Raw genomic sequence first — 17,364 nt, forward strand, 5'->3', positions numbered from 1 at the left:
CGCTGCGGCTGAGATTGGGATGAAGGGGTTTGGGATGCGAGGCTTCGCTCGGACCCTCATCCGCCCCTTCGGGGCACCTTCTCCCGGCGGGAGAAGGGAACAACGCCCCTCTCCTACGGGAGAGGGCTTGGGGTGAGGGTACGGGGCGAAGCCACTACGAGTGGTGGGTAACACGAGAGCTTCGCTCGCACCCTCATCCGGCGCTTCGCGCCACCTTCTCCCAGCGGGAGAAGGGAACAACGCCTCTCACCGCCCAAGCAATACCAGCACATCCCGCGCAATCGCCGTTGCCTGCTCACGCAGTTCCGGTACCGCCAGGCTTTCCCATAGCGAGCCGATGCGCAGGCTGCCGATCACCCGCAGGCGTGGATTGGGGCGGCCATCGGCATCGAGCAGCGCGCCATTGGACGCGGTGTCCACGCCGATGCCATGCGGGCCGGGCGTGGCGATGCCCTGGCCCAGCAGCTGCTGCAGCAGGCCGTTGCGCATGGCCTGCACGCGCATTTCCACGCCGGTGGCGTTGATCAGCGTCTGCACATCCAGCTGCAGCGCATGCCCGGCGCCGGCGCCGGCGCTCACCCGCACACAGGCACCGGCCTGGTACGCCACATCCAGCCGCGCGCGATGCAGTTGCAATTGCCCGCGCGCCTGCATTGCCTGCAGCTGCGCATGCACCGGCGCGGCGATGCGGTGGCGGTGCACATCCCAATAGCGCACCACATGGCGCAAGAAGCGGCGCTGGTCGGCGGCCGACAGCGTCTGCCATAGCGCCTGGCTCAACGGGCGGATGCGCTCCATCACGCTCTGCCAGGGCAGGCCCTGCGCGGCCGCGTCGCGCGCATGCCGGCGCACTGCGCGCATGCGCGCGCGCAGGGGCAGTGCCAGCAGCGGTTGCGGGTCGAACGGTGCCGGCGTGGCGTGTGCGTGCGGCAGCGGCAGCAAGCCGTGCCGCGAGACCACGTGTACCGCGCCGCGGTGCTGCTGCGCGGCCAGGGTGACCACGCTGTCGGCCATGCTCAACCCCGAGCCAATAATGCACACCGGCGCGTCCTGCGGGATCTGCGCCACTGCGGGCGTGTCCCAGGCTTCCACGCGCTGGCCGGGCGCCAGGCCGGCGGCGCCGCGCAATGGCAGCGGCCGCAAGGCATTGCCCACCGCCAGGATCACGCTGGCAGCCTGCAGGTGCTGGCCGTCATCCAAATGCAGCAGCGCGCCTGCGGCGTTTGGCTGCAGGTCGCGTACGCGAGCGCTGCAGACAGTGAGTGTGGCGGGGCTGCGCGCGCAGGCCTCTTGCAACCGAGCACGCAGGTACGGGGCATATAGGCAGCGGCCCACGAACTGCTGCGGCAGTTGCGCCGCGTCCAGCGCCGGGCAGGCCTGCGTGGCCTGCAGGTAGGCGACAAAATCGCCTGGCAACTCTGCCAGCGCGCTCATCCGCGCGGCCGGCACATTGAGCAGATGCTCGGGCCGCGCCGTGGCGTAGGCCACGCCTTCGCCCAATGCCGCGCTGGGCTCGATCATGACGATCTGCAGCGGCGCGGCGGCCTGGCGCAGCAGCTGCAACGCCACCAGCACGCCGGACGCGCCACCACCGACGATGGCGATCGCTGCATCGCCGGGTACACGCTGTTCGTTCATGCCGCAATTGTAGGCGATGGCCGCGTCGGGCCCATGACCACGGGTGCGGCGGCAACCGACATGTGAGGTGCTGGATTCGCTGCGCGGCAGCTGACTGCCGGGTGATGTCCGCAGCCCCACGCGGTGGGACTGCACGCAGCACCCAGGCCGGTACCGGCCGGCGCCACGCTGTGGGTGCGCCGCGCTCTATCACCCGTGGCAGCAGCGTGCGTGCATGCACTACGCCAACGCTGTGCGAATCAGGCCACCATGCTGCCCGACGCTTCAATGCCAGGCCTCACCGCGCGACAGCCATCCAGCCGCCCGCTACATCAATGCATCCGCCAGGCGTGCGATGCCTTCGCGGCTTCGCCGCCAGGCCGGGCGGCGGCGCCACTGCGCGATGTCCACCGGCTGCGACTGCGCCAGGTAATCCTGCTCGATCTCGCGCAGGCGTAGCACCACGTTGCGGTCGTAGCAGAGCATGCCGATCTCGGCATTGAGCGCGAACGAGCGGATGTCCAGGTTGATCGAGCCCACCAACGCAATGTCTTCATCCACGCTCAGATGCTTGGCATGCAGAAAGTGCGGCCGGTACAGCGCAATCTTCACTCCACAGCGCAGCAACTCTTCGAAATAGGCCTCCTGCGCCCACGCCGCCAGCCGCTGGTTGTTGTGTTCGGACAGGATCAACTGCACGTCCACGCCAGACATCCCGGCAATGCGCAGCGCACTGAGCATGGCTTCGTCCGGCACGAAATACGGCGTGACCAGCACCACCTTGCGGCGCGCCAGATGGATCACCGCGTTGATCGCGTCGCGTGCGTTCTCGAACGGATACGCCGGCCCGCTGGGCAGCAACTGGGTAGCGATGTTGTCGTCGTACACCGGTGCGTCCGGCCACACGTCCAGGCGCTGCCCGGTTTCGGTGAACCAGTCGCTGGCGAACACCGCTTCCAGGTGGTTGACCACCGGCCCGCGTACGCGCGCGACCAGTTCGCGATTGGGCGCGCCGGCGATGAAGCCGGGTGCGGCCAGGTTCTGCGAGCCGACAAAGCCGACCTGGTTGTCGATCACCGCAATCTTGCGGTGGTTGCGCAGGTCCATGCGCCCGCTGCGGCGCCAGCGCAGCCCGCCGGGCAGCAAGGCCAGCACCTCCACGCCACTGGCCTGCAGGCGCTGGCGATAACGGCGCAGGCCACGCTTGGCGCCCATGGCATCCAGCAGCAAGCGGCAGCGCACGCCGCGTGCGCAGGCGCGTTCCAGCGCAGCCACCACAGCCTCGCCCACCGCATCGTCGAACATCAGGTAATACAGCAGATGCACGCGTTCCTGCGCCTGGTCGATCGCGGTAATCAACGCCTGCAGCGAGGCCTCGTAGTCGTCCAGCAGTTCCACCGCATTGCCCAGCGTGGGCATGAAATCGCCCTGCCGCTCGATCAACGGCACCACCTCGGCGCTGCTGGTGTCCGGCTGCGGGGTCCAGCGCAAGGCGTGCAATGGCAGCTGCTGCTCACGGATCACCTGCGAGGCCGTGGCTTGGCGTTGTACGCGCTGCCGCGATAGCCACGGGTGGCCGAACAACAGGTACAGCGGCAGGCCAACCACCGGCACGAAGCCGATCAGCAGCAACCAGCTGCGCGCCGCCCCAGGCGTGGTGCGGGTGGGGATCCACAGCAGCGCGGCCAGGCGGATCGCCCAGTCCAGCGCCAGCAGCCAGGTCCCTTGCAACCAGTCAGGCAGCATCGGCATCGGGTCTCGTCAAGGGGAGCCCGATTCTGACCGGGCCGCGCATAAACGCAACGGCCCGGACGCCGCCGCGCAATGCCGGAATGGCCCGGCCGCAGTATCGGCCGGCAGCGCGCGGTCGGCGCACACCTGGCGCACGGTCTGCACGAAGGCCGACTGCGCGCGGGTGGGGTGCCAATCAGCGCGTGTGGTCAGGCCAATCTGCCGGCGCAGCTGCGGCACCGCCAGGCCGATCTCGCACAGCAGCCCGGCGCGTTGCTCGAACAGGAACTGGTCGCGCGACATCACGGTCAGCCAGTCGTCTTCCAGCAGCAGCCCGCGGATGACCAGCACCGACCCGCATTCGATGCGCGGCGGCGGCGGCTCCAGCTGCTGGTCGCGGAACATGCGCTCCCAGCGCGCGCGCAGCGGCGTACCCGTGGCCGCCACCACCCATGGGTAGTCCAGCAATTGCGCGAAGGCGTAGGCCTGCCCGGCCAGCGGATGCCCGCTGCGCGCCACGATCACCGCCGCATCGTCGAATAGCGCGTCCTGCACCACGTCGTGCACGGGCAACGGCTCGCGCAACGCGCCGATCAACAGGTCCAACCCACCCTCGCGCAGCTGCGCCAGCAACTCCGGATACGGCCCTTCCACCACGCTGACGGTGGCACCGGGGTGGCTGCGTGCGAAGCGCGCCAGCGCCCGCGGCAGCAATACCGCGCGGGCAAGCGGCATCACCCCCACAGTCACCCGCCCGGCGTGCTGGGAGCGCAGCGCGGCCACCTCGTCCAGCCCGGCGCCCAGCTCCGCCAAGGCGAGCCGCACCTGCCGCAGCAGCCGCAGCGCCACCGGCGTGGCGTGCACGCTCTTGCCGCGGCGCACGATCAACGGCACTTCGACCACATCGGCCAGCGTCTGCACCGCGCGGTAGATGGCCGGCTGCGAGACCCCGGTGCGCACCGCCGCCAACGAATAGCTGCCGGCGACGTCCACCGCCACCAGTGCCTGCAGTTGCCCCAGCGACACCCGCCGCTCCAGGCCCGGGCGGGCCGGCAGCCGCAGCGCGCGCCGCGCCACCCGCAGCCCGCGCCCCAGATGCGCCAGTGCGCGCGCCACCCGCGGTGCCAGCAGGCGCGTGGCCTCGGTGCCGGCCATGCCGCCGGGGTGGCGGTCGAACAACCGCACGCCCAATTGCTGTTCCAGCCGCGCGATGGCCTGGGTGAGCGCCGGCTGCGACAGGTTCACCTGTGGCGCGGCGGCGCTGACGCTGCCCGCTTCGGCCACCACATGCATGGCATACAGGTGGCGCAGGTTGATTTCGAAAGGTGTCGACATGCTCTAACTATAAGCAGAACCAATAGACATACCTTAAATTGATATTGAGCCAGCAGGCGCTCCACCAACAGACTCGGCGCATTGCTAACGAGGATGGATGGATGAGCAAGGTCGTCACCGACATCGCGCGTGCCCCGGTCGCGGTCGTGCAAGGGTTGGCGCAGGCGGGCGTGGCCACCGTGCACGAAGCCATGGGCCGCAGCGGGCTGCTGCATCACCGGCTGCGGCCGATCTATGCCGGCTGCCGCATCGCCGGCACCGCCGTCACGGTGTCGGTCCCGCCGGGCGACAACTGGATGATGCATGTGGCGATCGAGCAACTGCGCGACGGCGACCTGCTGGTGGTCGCGCCCACCAGCGAGTGCTACGACGGCTATTTCGGCGACCTGCTCGCCACTTCGGCGCAGGCGCGCGGCTGCCGTGGGCTGATCATCGACGCCGGCGTGCGCGACGTGCGCGACCTCACCGCGATGGGCTTCCCGGTGTGGAGCCGCGCCATCTGCGCGCAGGGCACCATCAAGGAGACCCTGGGTGCGGTGAACGTGCCGCTGGTCTGCGCCGGGCAGCTGATCCAGCCGGGCGATGTGGTGGTGGCCGACGACGACGGCGTCTGCGTGGTGCCAAGCGCCCAGGCGCAGGCAGTGCTGGCCGAAGCCCAGGCACGCGAAGCGCGCGAATTGATCAAGCGCGAGCGGCTGGCGCGCGGCGAACTGGGCCTGGACATCTACGCCATGCGTGAGCGTCTGGCCGCGAAGGGCCTGCGCTATGTCTGAGGGCGTGCGCGCGATGTGGATGCGCGGCGGCACCTCCAAGGGCGGGTTCTTCCTGGCTGCGGACCTGCCGGCCGACACCGCCGCGCGCGATGCCTTCCTGCTGCGCGCCTATGGCTCGCCGGACCTGCGCCAGATCGATGGCATGGGCGGCGCCGACCCGCTCACCTCCAAGGTGGCCGTGGTAAGCCGCTCCGCGCGCGACGATGCCGATGTGGACTACCTGTTCCTGCAGGTCTCGGTGGACCAGGCCCAGGTCAGCGACGCGCAGAACTGCGGCAACCTGCTGGCCGGCGTGGGGCCGTTCGCGCTGGAGCGCGGCCTGCTGCCCGCACAGGACGGCCAGACTGCGGTGCGCATCTTCATGCGCAACACCGGTACCGTGGCCACCGCCACCGTGTGCACGCCGGGCGGCCAGGTGACCTACGCCGGCGACACCCGGATCGATGGCGTGCCCGGCACCGCCGCGCCCATCGCGCTGGCCTTTGCCGAGATCGCCGGTTCCAGCTGCGGCGCGCTGCTGCCCACCGGCAACCCGGTGGACCTGCTGGACGGCATTGCGGTCACGCTGATCGATAACGGCATGCCCTGCGTGGTACTGCGTGCCAGCGATGTGGGCATCCGCGGCGACGAAGACCGCGCCACGCTCGATGCCGATGTCGCGCTCAAGGCGCGCCTGGAGACCCTGCGCCTGCAGGCCGGGCCGCTGATGCGGCTGGGCGATGTGGCCACCGCCACCGTGCCGAAATTGATGCTGGTCTCGGCCCCGCGCAACGGCGGCGCGATCACGGTGCGCTCGTTCATTCCGCATCGCTGCCATGCCTCCATCGGCGTGCTGGGTGCGGTCACCGTGGCCACCGCCTGCCTGCTGCCCGGCACGCCGGCGCACGCGCTGGCACAGCTGCCGGGCGGCACCACGCAGCAGCTGGAGATCGAGCACCCCAGTGGTGCCAGCAGCTGCCTGATTGCACTGGACGCGCACGGCAACGTGGTGCGCGCCGCCGTCGTGCGCACCGCCCGCAAACTGTTCGATGGGGTGCTGTTTGGCTAGTCAGCGGCCAATGCCATTCACGCCTGCCGATGACGGCACGGCCGGGGGCTTGATGCAACTGCCGGCGCACTCGGCAGCTCAGGCGCTACCGTCTACGCGATGTGCCGCCTGCAGCGGCTACCGCCTGCGTAAACGCGCGTATGTAGGCACCTGCCGATCCCGCGCGCCCGGCTGCAGCGGCTGCAAGCAACCGCGCGATGCGCACGTTCCCTCATATCAGACGACCCGATGATCATCGACTGCCACGGCCACTACACCACCGCACCTGCTGCCCACGATGCGTTCCGCAAGGCGCAGATCGCCCATCACGACGACCCGCAGCAACCGGCCCCGCAATACCCGCACATTTCCGACGACGCCCTGCGCGAGAGCATCGAACAGCACCAATTGCGATTGCTGCGCGAGCGTGGCGCGGACATGACCATTTTTTCGCCACGCGCCAGCACCATGGCCCACCACATCGGCAACGAAGCGGTGAGCCAGGTCTGGACGCAGCGCTGCAATGACCTGATCGCGCGCGTGGTGCAGTTGTATCCGCACACCTTCATCGGTGTCTGCCAGCTGCCGCAGTCGCCGGGCGTTCCGATCAGCCACTCCATCGCCGAGCTGGAACGCTGCGTCAACGAACTAGGCTTTGTCGGCTGCAATCTCAATCCCGACCCGTCGGGCGGGCACTGGAACGGCGTACCGCTCACCGACCGTGCCTGGTACCCGTTCTTCGAGAAAATGGTGGAGCTGGATGTGCCGGCGATGGTGCATGTGTCCGGCAGCTGCAATGCCAACTTCCACGCCACCGGTGCGCACTACCTCAACGCCGACACCACCGCCTTCATGCAGTTCCTGGAAGGCGATCTGTTCCGCGACTTCCCGAGCTTGCGCTTCATCATTCCGCATGGCGGCGGCGCGGTGCCTTACCACTGGGGGCGCTTTCGCGGGCTGGCCGACATGCTGGGCAAACCGCCGCTGGCCACGCATGTGATGCGCAATGTGTTCTTCGATACCTGCGTGTATCACCAGCCGGGCATCGACCTGCTGTTCGAAGTGATCGACATCGACAACATCCTGTTCGGCTCGGAAATGGTGGGCGCGGTGCGCGGCATCGACCCGCAGACCGGGCATTACTTCGACGACACCAAGCGCTACATCGATGCGCTGACCATCTCCGATGCAGACAAGCGCAAGGTGTTCGAAGGCAACGCGCGGCGGGTCTACCCGCGCCTGGATGCGCAACTGCGTGCGCGTGGGCTGTAGCGGTGTTCCCTTCTCCCATCGGGAGAAGGTGCCCCGCAGGGGCGGATGAGGGTACGTGCGAAGCCTCTGGCACTCCAACCACTGCGAGTGGCTTCGCCCCGTACCCTCACCCCTACCCCTTTCCCGCAGGAGAGGGGATGTAGTCCGCCGCGGTGTAGTGGCCCAGAACGCCAGGCGGGTCTACCCGCGCCTGGATGCGCAACTGCGTGCACGTGGGCTGTCGCGGTGTTCCCTTCTCCCATCGGGAGAAGGTGCCCCGCAGGGGCGGATGAGGGTACGTGCGAAGCCTCTGGCACTCCAACCACTGCGAGCGGCTTCGCCCCGCACCCTCACCCCTACCCCTCTCCCGCAGGAGAGGGGATGCAATCCGCCGCGGTGTAGTGGCCCAGAACGCCAGGCGGGTCTGCCCGCGTCTGGATGCGCAACTGCGTGCGCGTGGGCTGTAGGTGTTCCCTTCTCCCATCGGAAGAAGGTGCCCCGCAGGGGCGGATGAGGGTACGTGCGAAGCCTCTGGCACTCCAGCCACTGCGAATGGCTCCGCCCCGTACCCTCACCCCTACCCCTTTCCCGCAGGAGAGGGGATGTAGTCCGCCGCAGTGTAGTGGCCCAGAACGCCAGGCGGGTCTACCCGCGCCTGGATGCGCAACTGCGTGCACGTGGGCTGTAGCGGTGTTCCCTTCTCCCATCGGGAGAAGGTGCCCCGCAGGGGCGGATGAGGGTACGTGCGAAGCCTCTGGCACTCCAGCCACTGCAAGTGGCTCCGCCCCGTACCCTCACCCCTCTCCCGCAGGAGAGGGGATGTAGTCCGCCGAGGTGTAGTGGCCCAGAACGCCAGGCGGGTCTGCCCGCGTCTGGATGCGCAACTGCGTGCGCGTGGGCTGTAGGTGTTCCCTTCTCCCATCGGGAGAAGGTGCCCCGCAGGGGCGGATGAGGGTACGTGCGAAGCCTCTGGCACTCCAGCCACTGCAAGTGGCTTCGCCCCGCACCCTCACCCCTCTCCCGCAGGAGAGGGGATGTAGTCCGCCGAGGCGTAGTGGCCCAGGAAGTATGCGGATTTAAACCATTGTTGCGATCAAACCCCGCAACCCTCCACAAACGCAAAAACCCCGCCTCTCGGCGGGGTTTTTGTTGGAAGCAGATCACGTAATCGGTGGATTACTTGATCTTGCCTTCCTTGTACATGACGTGCTTACGCACGACCGGGTCGTACTTCATCATTTCCATCTTCCCCGGAGTGTTTTTCTTGTTCTTATCCGTGGTGTAGAAGTGGCCGGTAGCGGCCGAGGAAATCATACGAATCTTGTCACGCTTGCCTTTTGCCATGACTGCTTACTCCTCAGACCTTTTCGCCGCGCGCACGCAGCTCTTTCAGAACGGCATCAATCCCGTTCTTGTCGATGGTGCGCAACGCATGCGCGGAAACACGGAGCTTGACCCAGCGGTTTTCGCTGGCGACCCAGAAGCGGCGCTCGTGCAGGTTGGGCAGGAAACGACGACGGGTTCTGTTGTTTGCGTGGGAGACGTTGTTACCCGTCTGCACACGCTTGCCGGACACTTGGCATACGCGGGACATTGCGCACCTCGATAAAGTTTGGTGTCTTCCTTAGCCAGGAAAACGGCGGCCCCGACAGCGCTTGGCTGCCACGCAACGTTGGGAATCAAGTACTTACGCTGGGAGCAGGCCGGCACCCCATCGCGTTGGGTGCCGCCGTCCGGAGCGATCCGGGCACAGCGAGCCGCGCATTATGCACGGCATTTCCTTGTGCCGCAAGCAGTTAGGGCGCTCCACCGGATGGCTACGCCCGGCTGCCGGGGGCGCGGGGCACGGGACTGCATGCGGAGTGGCACGCGCGAACTGGACCAGCTCGCGCGCGCCTGTCGTACAGCGATGCGTCTGCAGCACCCGAGGGAGTGCTACCCGGCGGTGCCCAGCTCGGCCCAGGCGCGCCGGGCCTCCTGCCAGGCAGGCCGTAGAAACACGACCAGCAAGCCGACCGCGATCAGCAGATCCGGCCAGCCACTGCCCAACGCCCAGACCGCCCCACTGGCAGCAAGCACCGCGACACCTTCGTAGACATCGTTGCGCGAACACGCCCATGCCGAGGCCAGATTGATGTCGCCATCGCGGTACGGCCACAGCAGGCGCAGGCACACCAGGTTGGCGAGGAAGTTCGCCGCGGCCACCAGGCCCATGCTCTGAAACAGCGGCACCTGCGGATGGGCCAGCTTCCAGCCGATCTCCGCCGCCACGGCCAGCGCCGCCAGCAAGATCAAGCCGGCCTTGAGCAAGGCCACGCGCGCCTTGGCCGCCATGCTGGCGCCCACCACCGCCAGACTCAGCGCATAGGTCAGCGCATCGCCCAGGTTGTCCAGGCTCCCGGACAGCAGTGATGCCGCGCCGCTGTGCAGCGCACCGGCCAGCATCAGCGCAAAGCTGCCGGCATTGATTGCCAACACCCACCACAGCACGCGCCGCTGACGCGCGTGCATCGCCGCCACGTCCAAGGTTTTTCCGCATCCGCAACAGGGCGCGCTCATGGCGTGCCCCCGTGCTGCTGCGCCGTCATCGCTGAGGTGCGTGGGGCGCGCTCGCGGTGCAGCCAGCGGTACAGCACCGGCAACACCAGCAAGGTAAGCAGGGTCGAGGAGACGATGCCGCCGATCACCACCGTAGCCAGCGGGCGCTGCACTTCCGCACCGGCGCCGACGTTGAAGGCCATCGGCACGAAGCCCAGCGCCGCCACCAGTGCGGTCATCAGCACCGGCCGCAAGCGCGCCAACGCGCCTTCGCGCAGGGCCTGCTCCAGTGGCATGCCCGCATCGCGCAGGCCGCGGATGAAGGCGATCATGACCAGGCCGTTGAGCACCGCCACGCCCGATAGCGCGATGAAGCCCACCCCGGCCGAGATCGACAACGACAACCCGCGCAGCGCCAGCGCCACCACCCCGCCGGTCAGCGCCAGCGGCACGCCGCTGAACACCACCACCGCATCGCGCAACGAACCGAACGACCAGTACAGCAGCGCGAAGATCAGCAGCAGCGTGGCCGGCACCACCCAGGCCAGCCGCTGGCCGGCGGAAATCAGCTGCTCGAAGGTGCCGCCGTAGCCGATCCAGTAACCGGTCGGCAGTGCCACCTCGGCCTGCACACGCTGCTGCACCTCGGCCACGAAACTGCCCAGATCGCGGTCGCGCACATTGGCGGTGATGACGATGCGCCGCTTGCCGTCTTCGCGATTGATCTGGTTCGGCCCGAGCACGCTCTCGATCCTGGCCACCTCGCGCAACGGCACCGTGGTCGGCGCACCGCTGCGCCACCCGGCCGCGCGGCTGGATTCGTCGGCATCGTTGCGCTCGCCATCGCCCTGCAGCGGAATCGGCAGGTCGGCCAGCGCGGTCGGGTCCTGGCGCAAGGCTTCCGGCAGGCGCACCACAATGTCGAAGCGGCGGTCGCCGTCGAACAATTGCCCGGCCGGTTGCCCGCCCACCGCCGCGGCCACGGTGTCCTGCACCACGCCGGGATTGAGGCCGTAGCCGGCCAACGCATCGCGATCGGGCACCACGGCCAGCATCGGCAGCCCGGTGGATTGCTCCAGGCCGACATCCGCCGCCCCGGGCACGCTGCGGGCGATGGCCTCGATCCGCCGGCCCACCGTCACCAGCGTGTCCAGGTCATCGCCGTACAGCTTGATCGCCACGTCCGCCCGCACGCCGGAAATCAGCTCGTTCATGCGCATCTGGATCGGCTGGGTGAACTCGTAGTTGTTGCCGGGCAATTGCCGCACCGCCGCTTCGATCTCGGCCACCAACTGCGCCTTGGGCTTGCGCGGATCCGGCCATTGCTCGCGGGGATGCATGATCAAGAACGTATCGGCCACCGATGGCGGCATCGGGTCGGTGGCCACTTCCGCCGTGCCCAGCTTGCCGAACACGTGCGCCACTTCAGGGAACTGCTTGATGCGCCGCTCCAGCGTGGCCTGCATGCTGATCGCCTGCTCCAGGCTGGTGCCGGGAATGCGCATGGCATGCAGGGCGATGTCGCCCTCGTCCAGGTTCGGGATGAATTCGCTGCCCAGCCGCGTGGCCAGCGCCGCACACAACACCACCGTGGTCAGCGCACCAATGCCGACCCAGCGCGCATGCCGCAACACGCGATCCAGCAGCGGCGCATACACCCCGCGTGCCCAGCGCATGGCGCGATTTTCGTGCTCGGCCACCTTGCCGCCGAGCAACAAGGCGATGGCCGCCGGCACGAAGGTCAGCGACAGCAGCATCGCGCCGGTGAGCGCGAGCACCACGGTGACTGCCATCGGGTGGAACATCTTGCCCTCGATACCGGTGAGCGCGAACACCGGCAGATACACCGCCGCGATGATGCCCACACCGAACAGGCTGGGGCGGATCACCTCGGCGGTGGCCTCGGCGGTGAGGGCAAAGCGCTCGTCACGTTCCAGCACGCGGCCCAGCCGTGCCTGCGCCTCGCCGAAACGGCGCAGGCAGTTCTCCACGATGATCACCGCGCCATCGACGATCAGGCCGAAATCCAGCGCGCCCAGGCTCATCAGATTGCCCGACACCCCACCGCGCACCATGCCGGTGAGGGTGAACAACATCGCCAGCGGGATCACCGCGGCGGTGATCAGCGCTGCACGCACATTGCCCAGCATCAGGAACAGCACCACGATCACCAGCAACGCGCCTTCGATCAGGTTCTTGGCAACGGTGACGATGGTGCGGTCCACCAATGCGGTGCGGTCGTACACCGGCACCGCACGCACACCGGCCGGAAGACTGGCGTTGGCCAACTCCAGCCGCTGCGCAGCCGCCTGCGCCACCGTGCGGCTGTTGGCGCCCACCAGCATGAACACCGTGCCCAGCACCACTTCGGTTCCGTCCTGCGTGGCGGCACCGTTGCGCAGCTCGCGGCCTTCGCCCACCTGGGCCACATCGCGCACCCGGATCGGCACACCTTCGCGCCGATCCAGCACGATCGCGCCGATCTGCGCGATGTCATCCACCTGCCCAGGCACCCGCACCAGGAACTGCTGCCCGCTGCGTTCGATGTAGCCGGCACCAACGTTGCGGTTGTTGGCCTCCACCGCCTGAGCCACATCGTCCAGGGTGAAGCCCAATGCCACCAGACGCGCCGGATCCGGGGTGATATGGATCTGCCGCGCATGCCCGCCGATGGTGTTGACCTCGGTCACGCCAGGCACGTTACGCAACTGCGGGCGCACCACCCAATCCTGCAAGGTGCGCAGATCGGTCGCGGTCCACGCACTGCCATCGGCCTTGCGCGCGTTCGGCTTGGCTTCGACCGTGTACATGAAAATCTCGCCCAAGCCGGTGGCGATCGGCCCCAATTGCGGCTCCAGCTCCGGCGGCAATTGCGACTTCACCTGCTGCAGCCGCTCGGCCACCTGCTGCCGCGCAAAGTACAGATCGGTGCCATCGGCAAACACCGCGGTCACCTGCGACAACCCGTAGCGCGACAAGGACCGCGTGGACTCCAAGCCCGGCAGCCCCGCCAGCACCGTCTCCAACGGAAACGTCACCCGCTGCTCGGATTCCAACGGCGAATATCCCGGCGCCGCCGTATTGACCTGCACCTGCACATTGGTGATATCCGGCGTGGCGTCGATCGGCAACCGCGAAAAACTCCACGCACCGATCGCAATCAACACCCCCGTCAACGCCAGCATCAACCACCGCTGCGCGATCGCAAACCGAATGATCTTAGTGAGCATGGCGGGCACCTCCACAAACGTGCTGCGTACATGGCGCAGGGGTTGCGCGAACAGCACGCCTGCGACTTATCGCGCCAAAAAATCCAGCACTGCCCCAATCACCGTAGCAACCGCTGATGCAGCGAGCGTCTTTGTGATCAGCGTTGTAATTGGCATTGCTATTGTTGGTGTTGCTGTTCTTGTTGCTGCTGTGGCTGTGGCTGTGGCTGTGGCTGTGGCTGTTGCTGTGGCTGTTGCTGTTGCTTTCGATCTTGCCGTTGCCGTACCGGGGCCCCTTCCGCAGCGGCGGAGACGGTGGGCAAACCCCACCGGGGCGGCGCGCACGGATGCGCGACGTTTTCGGCAGGGACAGGATGTCCCTTCCGAAAATTCCCGCCGGCTCCGCGCACCCGAAGGGCGCGTAGGCGGGGTGTGCTTTCTTTTGGTTACGTTTCTTTGCACAAGCAAAGAAAAGTGACTCGCGCCCGAGAGGGCGTGAAAGCCCCTGCCCTTGCACCATCCGAAAAGACCGAACACCACGTTCGTTATTGCTAGCGAAGCACGCAACCGCGCACACGCCATGGTTTGAGCTGCCACGAAGCACCGGCAAACCCAACTGAAATGCCAGCGCAGCGGAGGACACCGCAGACACACAATGATCAATGATCATGCGACGCCCCCGACTTCTCGATATCCGCCTTCACCAGATAACTCTGCTCCACCACCACCACATCCCCCGCCGCCACCCCCGACAGCACCTCCACGTGCTGCGCATCGCGCGCACCCAGCGTCAACGGCCGCACCTCGTAGGTCTCGCCCACCTGCACGAACACCACCTGCCAATCGCGGAACTGTTGCAACGCGCTCACCGGCACCACCAACTTGGCCGGCTGCTGCGCCACCGTCACCCGCGCCTTCACTGCCGACCCTGGCCGCCACAGGCCATCGGTATTGCGCAGCACCGCGCGCGCCACCGTGCTCTGGCTGGCGGTTGCCGTGCCTGGCAATACCCGCTCCAACGTGGTCTGCGCCACCACACCATCGCTGATGCGGGTCACGGTGACCGGCGCGCCGGCGGTGATGTGCCCGGCATCGGCGCCGAAGATGTGCAGGTCCACCCACAAGGTGGAGAGGTCGGCGATCTCGAACAGCGCCTGGCCTTCGCCGGCATTGCTGCCCACGCTGGCGTTGCGTGCCAGCACGGTGCCGCTGATCGGCGCGACCACGCTGTAGGTGGTCAGGCTCAGATTGCTCTCCACCGTGGCCAGTACCTGCCCGGCGCGCACCTGGTCGCCCACGTTGGCGCGCAGGCTGCGCACCGGGCCGGGGAAGCGCGCGGTGGCCTGTGCCTGCCCGCCTTCGGCCGGCGTCAGCAGGCCCTGCACCTCATGCTGGTCGGCAATGCTGCCAGCGGCCACCGGTGCCACGCGAATGCCACTTTCCTTGGCGATCGCCGCGGCGATCGTGGTGCGGCCTTCGTAACTGTCATAGGTCCAGCGATGCGCCTTGCCTTGCACCGTCGCGCGCAGCTCGACATCGAACGAATGCGGCTCGGCCACCACGCTGTCGGCCAGCAGGCGGCCATCGGGGCGTGCGCTGAGCCGGTGCACTTCGGTGGCGCCGCCCAGACGGGTGAGCCGCACCTCCACACTGCCGGCGGTGGCCGGGAGCGGTTTGCCGTCGCGGTAGAGCCAGGCCTGGTAGGTGGGCGGGGTGCCGTCTTCGGCAATCGCCAGCTCGACGCTGTCGCCGTCCTGGCTCAGCAGGCGCCCGCCATGGCTGCCTTTGGCGGCTTCCTCGGCGTGCGCCTCGCCGCCGTGTTCTGCGGTTTCGCCGGCATGCGCATGTGCGTCTTCGCCGTCACGGCCGCAGCCGCCCAGCAGCAGCGCCAGCAACAGCGGTGCGATCCAAGAAGTCGTGGTCATGGAAACAGGTCCTGTGAGGTGCCCGCGCAGTGCGCTGGAGGCAGCAAGCGATGAAGAACAGCGCGTGGAAGTGGTGCGCGAGGTGTGCGTTTGCGCGCGCGCGCGTGGCAGCACGCGCAGGCGTGACGCCGCTGCAAGACAACCGGCGGTGATGCGTGCGGACAGCAGTGCGATCAGCCTGCTGCGGCACTGCAGGTGCCAGACGTGCAGACTCATGGCGTCACCTGCGCGGGCACGACAAACGACTGGCCGGTCAGGCGCTGGATTTCGATCAGCGCGGTCTGCGCCTCCGATGCGGCAGCCAGTTGTTGCTGGCGTGCGTCATTGTGCTGCGCCTGCAATTGCGCCCAATCCAGATAACTGGTGGCGCCGGCGCGGTAGGCGCGTTCGGCAGCAGCATCGGCGCGGGCGAGTGCGGGCAGCACGTCCTCGCGCATGCGGCTGACTTCCAACTGCGCGGCGCGGTAGCGGCCGTGCGCATCGGCTAGCGTGGTGTAGAGCACCAGCGCCTGCGACTGCCGTTCGATGTCCAGCAGCGACAGCTCCGCTTCGGCCGCGCGGATCTCCGGCTGCGCACGTGCCGCGCTGCCCAGCGCCAACGACACGCCACCGACTAGCGCGGTGGCATCGCTGCCCTGCAGGCGGCGCACGCCCACCTGCCAATCCAGATCCGGGCGTGCCTGGCTGCGGGCCAGCCGCACCCGTGCCTCGCGCACGCGCTGTTCGTTGTTCAAGCGCGCCAGCTCGGGCGTGGCATCGAGCAGCTGCGCCAGCACGTCGAAGTCGGGAATCGCCGGCAGCTGCAGTGGGTCGCCGGTGACCGCGGCGAAGTCGGGCGTGCGTTCGCCCCACAACACCGCCAGCTGGCGACACGCGGCCAACCACTCCTGCTGCGCGCGATCGCGCTCCAGTTCCGCACGGGCCTGCAGCGCCTGCGCGGTCAGCACCACCGATTCGGGCGATGCGCCGGCCTGCAGGCGCTGACGCGCGGCCCGCACGGTGCGCTGCCGTTGCGCCAGCGTCTCCAACGCCACCGTCTGCCGCTGCGCCGCCAGGCTGATGGCCAGATAGCGCCGCGCCACTTCGGCCAACACATCCAGCCGTGCCAATGCGCGTTGGGGTGCCAGCGCGTCGATGCGCGCCTGGGCCAGGGTGCGGCGCGCGTCGAGCTTGCCGCCGCGCTCCAGCACCCCGGCCAGGGTGACGGTGAGTTCGGCCTGGTCCAGCGCGCGGGTCGGGCCGGTGCCGAACACGTTTTCGACCTGTGCGCCCAGGCGCAACGGCGGACGCAGGGCGTCGCGTTCGGCTTCGGCGGTGAGGACCGCACGCTGGCCATCGGCCAGGCGCAGATCGGGATGCTGCCGGGCAACGCGCGCAATGGCGTCGTCCAGGGTCAGCACGGGTTTGGGCGGTACGTCCTGCGCCATGGCGCACGGCACGACCGCGAAGACGGCAAGTGCCGTCAGTCGCAACCACATGAGGGTGTCTCCGGAATCGGGATCGATGGACAGGCCGGCAGCTGCCGGCGATGCATCACGCCGCGATCGGGGGACGCAACAGGGTCTCGATCAGGTGCGAGCGGTAGACGCTGGGCAGCGGCGCCGGCTGCGCCTGCGCGCTGGCCGGCAACGGGCCCCACGCTGCGGCCGACAACAGGGCCGGGCTGTGCCCGTGGCAATAGCCGCTGTGCATCAGGGCATGCAGCAGGCCGGCGCCATCCTGGTCGCCGCCCGCATCGGCTTCGTCGGCACCGTCGTGGCCATGCGCGGCGGTGTCGTCCAGATGTGCCTGGTCATGCGCCAGCGCATGCACGTCGCCCAGCGCACAGGCGATGGGCGCGACCAGCACGCCCATCATCAGCACCGCCAGCGCCATCAGGCGCAGCAACGGGTGCAACAGGCGGGCGCGGCGGAGCAACATGCCCGCAGCGTATAGAGGCCGGGGGGGTTACACAATCG

General features: G+C 68.2%; 14 protein-coding genes. 4 read left to right on the forward strand and 10 right to left on the reverse strand.

What is annotated here, in order from left to right; all coding sequences use genetic code 11:
- Positions 1–246: 246 nt before the first annotated feature.
- From ACCQ09_RS20800 to ACCQ09_RS20810, 3 genes are all read right to left on the reverse strand, one after another.
- Positions 247–1,638, reverse strand: a complete 1,392-nt coding sequence (locus ACCQ09_RS20800; RefSeq protein WP_040942055.1) for an FAD/NAD(P)-binding protein — start codon at positions 1,636–1,638, stop codon at positions 247–249.
- A 306-nt stretch (positions 1,639–1,944) separates the two neighbouring features.
- Positions 1,945–3,363, reverse strand: a complete 1,419-nt coding sequence (cls, locus tag ACCQ09_RS20805) for a cardiolipin synthase (protein WP_029629072.1) — start codon at positions 3,361–3,363, stop codon at positions 1,945–1,947.
- A gap of 15 nt (positions 3,364–3,378) precedes the next feature.
- The gene (locus tag ACCQ09_RS20810; RefSeq protein ID WP_014506136.1) at positions 3,379–4,683 is read right to left on the reverse strand and encodes a LysR family transcriptional regulator; all 1,305 of its coding nucleotides are present in this window, start codon (positions 4,681–4,683) and stop codon (positions 3,379–3,381) included.
- Positions 4,684–4,784: 101 nt separating this feature from the next.
- On the opposite strand from ACCQ09_RS20810, the gene ACCQ09_RS20815 reads away from it, so the two are divergent.
- The 3 genes from ACCQ09_RS20815 to ACCQ09_RS20825 all read left to right on the forward strand — a co-directional run bounded on the left by ACCQ09_RS20815 (position 4,785) and on the right by ACCQ09_RS20825 (position 7,755).
- Positions 4,785–5,456 (forward strand): 4-carboxy-4-hydroxy-2-oxoadipate aldolase/oxaloacetate decarboxylase, encoded by a 672-nt coding sequence (locus tag ACCQ09_RS20815; RefSeq protein WP_014506135.1) that lies wholly within the window; start codon positions 4,785–4,787, stop codon positions 5,454–5,456.
- Positions 5,449–6,504 (forward strand): 4-oxalomesaconate tautomerase, encoded by a 1,056-nt coding sequence (locus tag ACCQ09_RS20820; protein WP_228428322.1) that lies wholly within the window; start codon positions 5,449–5,451, stop codon positions 6,502–6,504. Before ACCQ09_RS20815 ends, ACCQ09_RS20820 begins: the two co-directional genes overlap by 8 nt.
- 228 nt (positions 6,505–6,732) lie before the next feature.
- Positions 6,733–7,755: an amidohydrolase family protein gene (locus ACCQ09_RS20825; protein ID WP_011039103.1), complete on the forward strand. Its 1,023-nt coding sequence runs from the start codon at positions 6,733–6,735 to the stop codon at positions 7,753–7,755.
- A 1,155-nt stretch (positions 7,756–8,910) separates the two neighbouring features.
- On the opposite strand, the gene rpmG is transcribed toward ACCQ09_RS20825, so the two are convergent.
- The 4 genes from rpmG to ACCQ09_RS20845 form a co-directional block, all read right to left on the reverse strand.
- Positions 8,911–9,078 (reverse strand): 50S ribosomal protein L33, encoded by a 168-nt coding sequence (rpmG, locus tag ACCQ09_RS20830; protein ID WP_002809462.1) that lies wholly within the window; start codon positions 9,076–9,078, stop codon positions 8,911–8,913.
- 13 nt (positions 9,079–9,091) lie between these two features.
- The gene (rpmB, locus tag ACCQ09_RS20835) at positions 9,092–9,328 is read right to left on the reverse strand and encodes a 50S ribosomal protein L28 (RefSeq protein WP_002809459.1); all 237 of its coding nucleotides are present in this window, start codon (positions 9,326–9,328) and stop codon (positions 9,092–9,094) included.
- Positions 9,329–9,669: 341 nt separating this feature from the next.
- Positions 9,670–10,293, reverse strand: a complete 624-nt coding sequence (locus tag ACCQ09_RS20840; protein WP_040942058.1) for a cation efflux transmembrane domain-containing protein — start codon at positions 10,291–10,293, stop codon at positions 9,670–9,672.
- Positions 10,290–13,502, reverse strand: a complete 3,213-nt coding sequence (locus tag ACCQ09_RS20845) for an efflux RND transporter permease subunit (protein ID WP_029217104.1) — start codon at positions 13,500–13,502, stop codon at positions 10,290–10,292. The genes ACCQ09_RS20840 and ACCQ09_RS20845 overlap by 4 nt, the downstream gene beginning before the upstream one ends.
- Before the next feature lie 167 nt (positions 13,503–13,669).
- Between ACCQ09_RS20845 and ACCQ09_RS20850 the strand changes: the two genes are divergently transcribed.
- A complete protein-coding gene (locus ACCQ09_RS20850; RefSeq protein ID WP_228428090.1) occupies positions 13,670–13,906 on the forward strand; it encodes a hypothetical protein in 237 nt (78 codons plus the stop codon).
- Positions 13,907–14,140: 234 nt separating this feature from the next.
- Here the strand turns inward: ACCQ09_RS20850 and ACCQ09_RS20855 are convergent, their stop codons facing one another.
- From ACCQ09_RS20855 to ACCQ09_RS20865, 3 genes are all read right to left on the reverse strand, one after another.
- Positions 14,141–15,406 (reverse strand): efflux RND transporter periplasmic adaptor subunit, encoded by a 1,266-nt coding sequence (locus tag ACCQ09_RS20855; RefSeq protein WP_040942059.1) that lies wholly within the window; start codon positions 15,404–15,406, stop codon positions 14,141–14,143.
- A gap of 212 nt (positions 15,407–15,618) precedes the next feature.
- A complete protein-coding gene (locus ACCQ09_RS20860; RefSeq protein WP_040942060.1) occupies positions 15,619–16,884 on the reverse strand; it encodes a TolC family protein in 1,266 nt (421 codons plus the stop codon).
- 55 nt (positions 16,885–16,939) lie between these two features.
- Entirely contained in the window at positions 16,940–17,326 is a 387-nt protein-coding gene (locus tag ACCQ09_RS20865; RefSeq protein WP_016944268.1) for a DUF2946 family protein, read from the reverse strand.
- Positions 17,327–17,364 lie beyond the last annotated feature (38 nt).

It is taken from the genome of Xanthomonas sp. NCPPB 2586 (genome assembly GCF_041475775.2).
GTDB classification, from domain to species: Bacteria; Pseudomonadota; Gammaproteobacteria; order Xanthomonadales; family Xanthomonadaceae; genus Xanthomonas; species Xanthomonas campestris.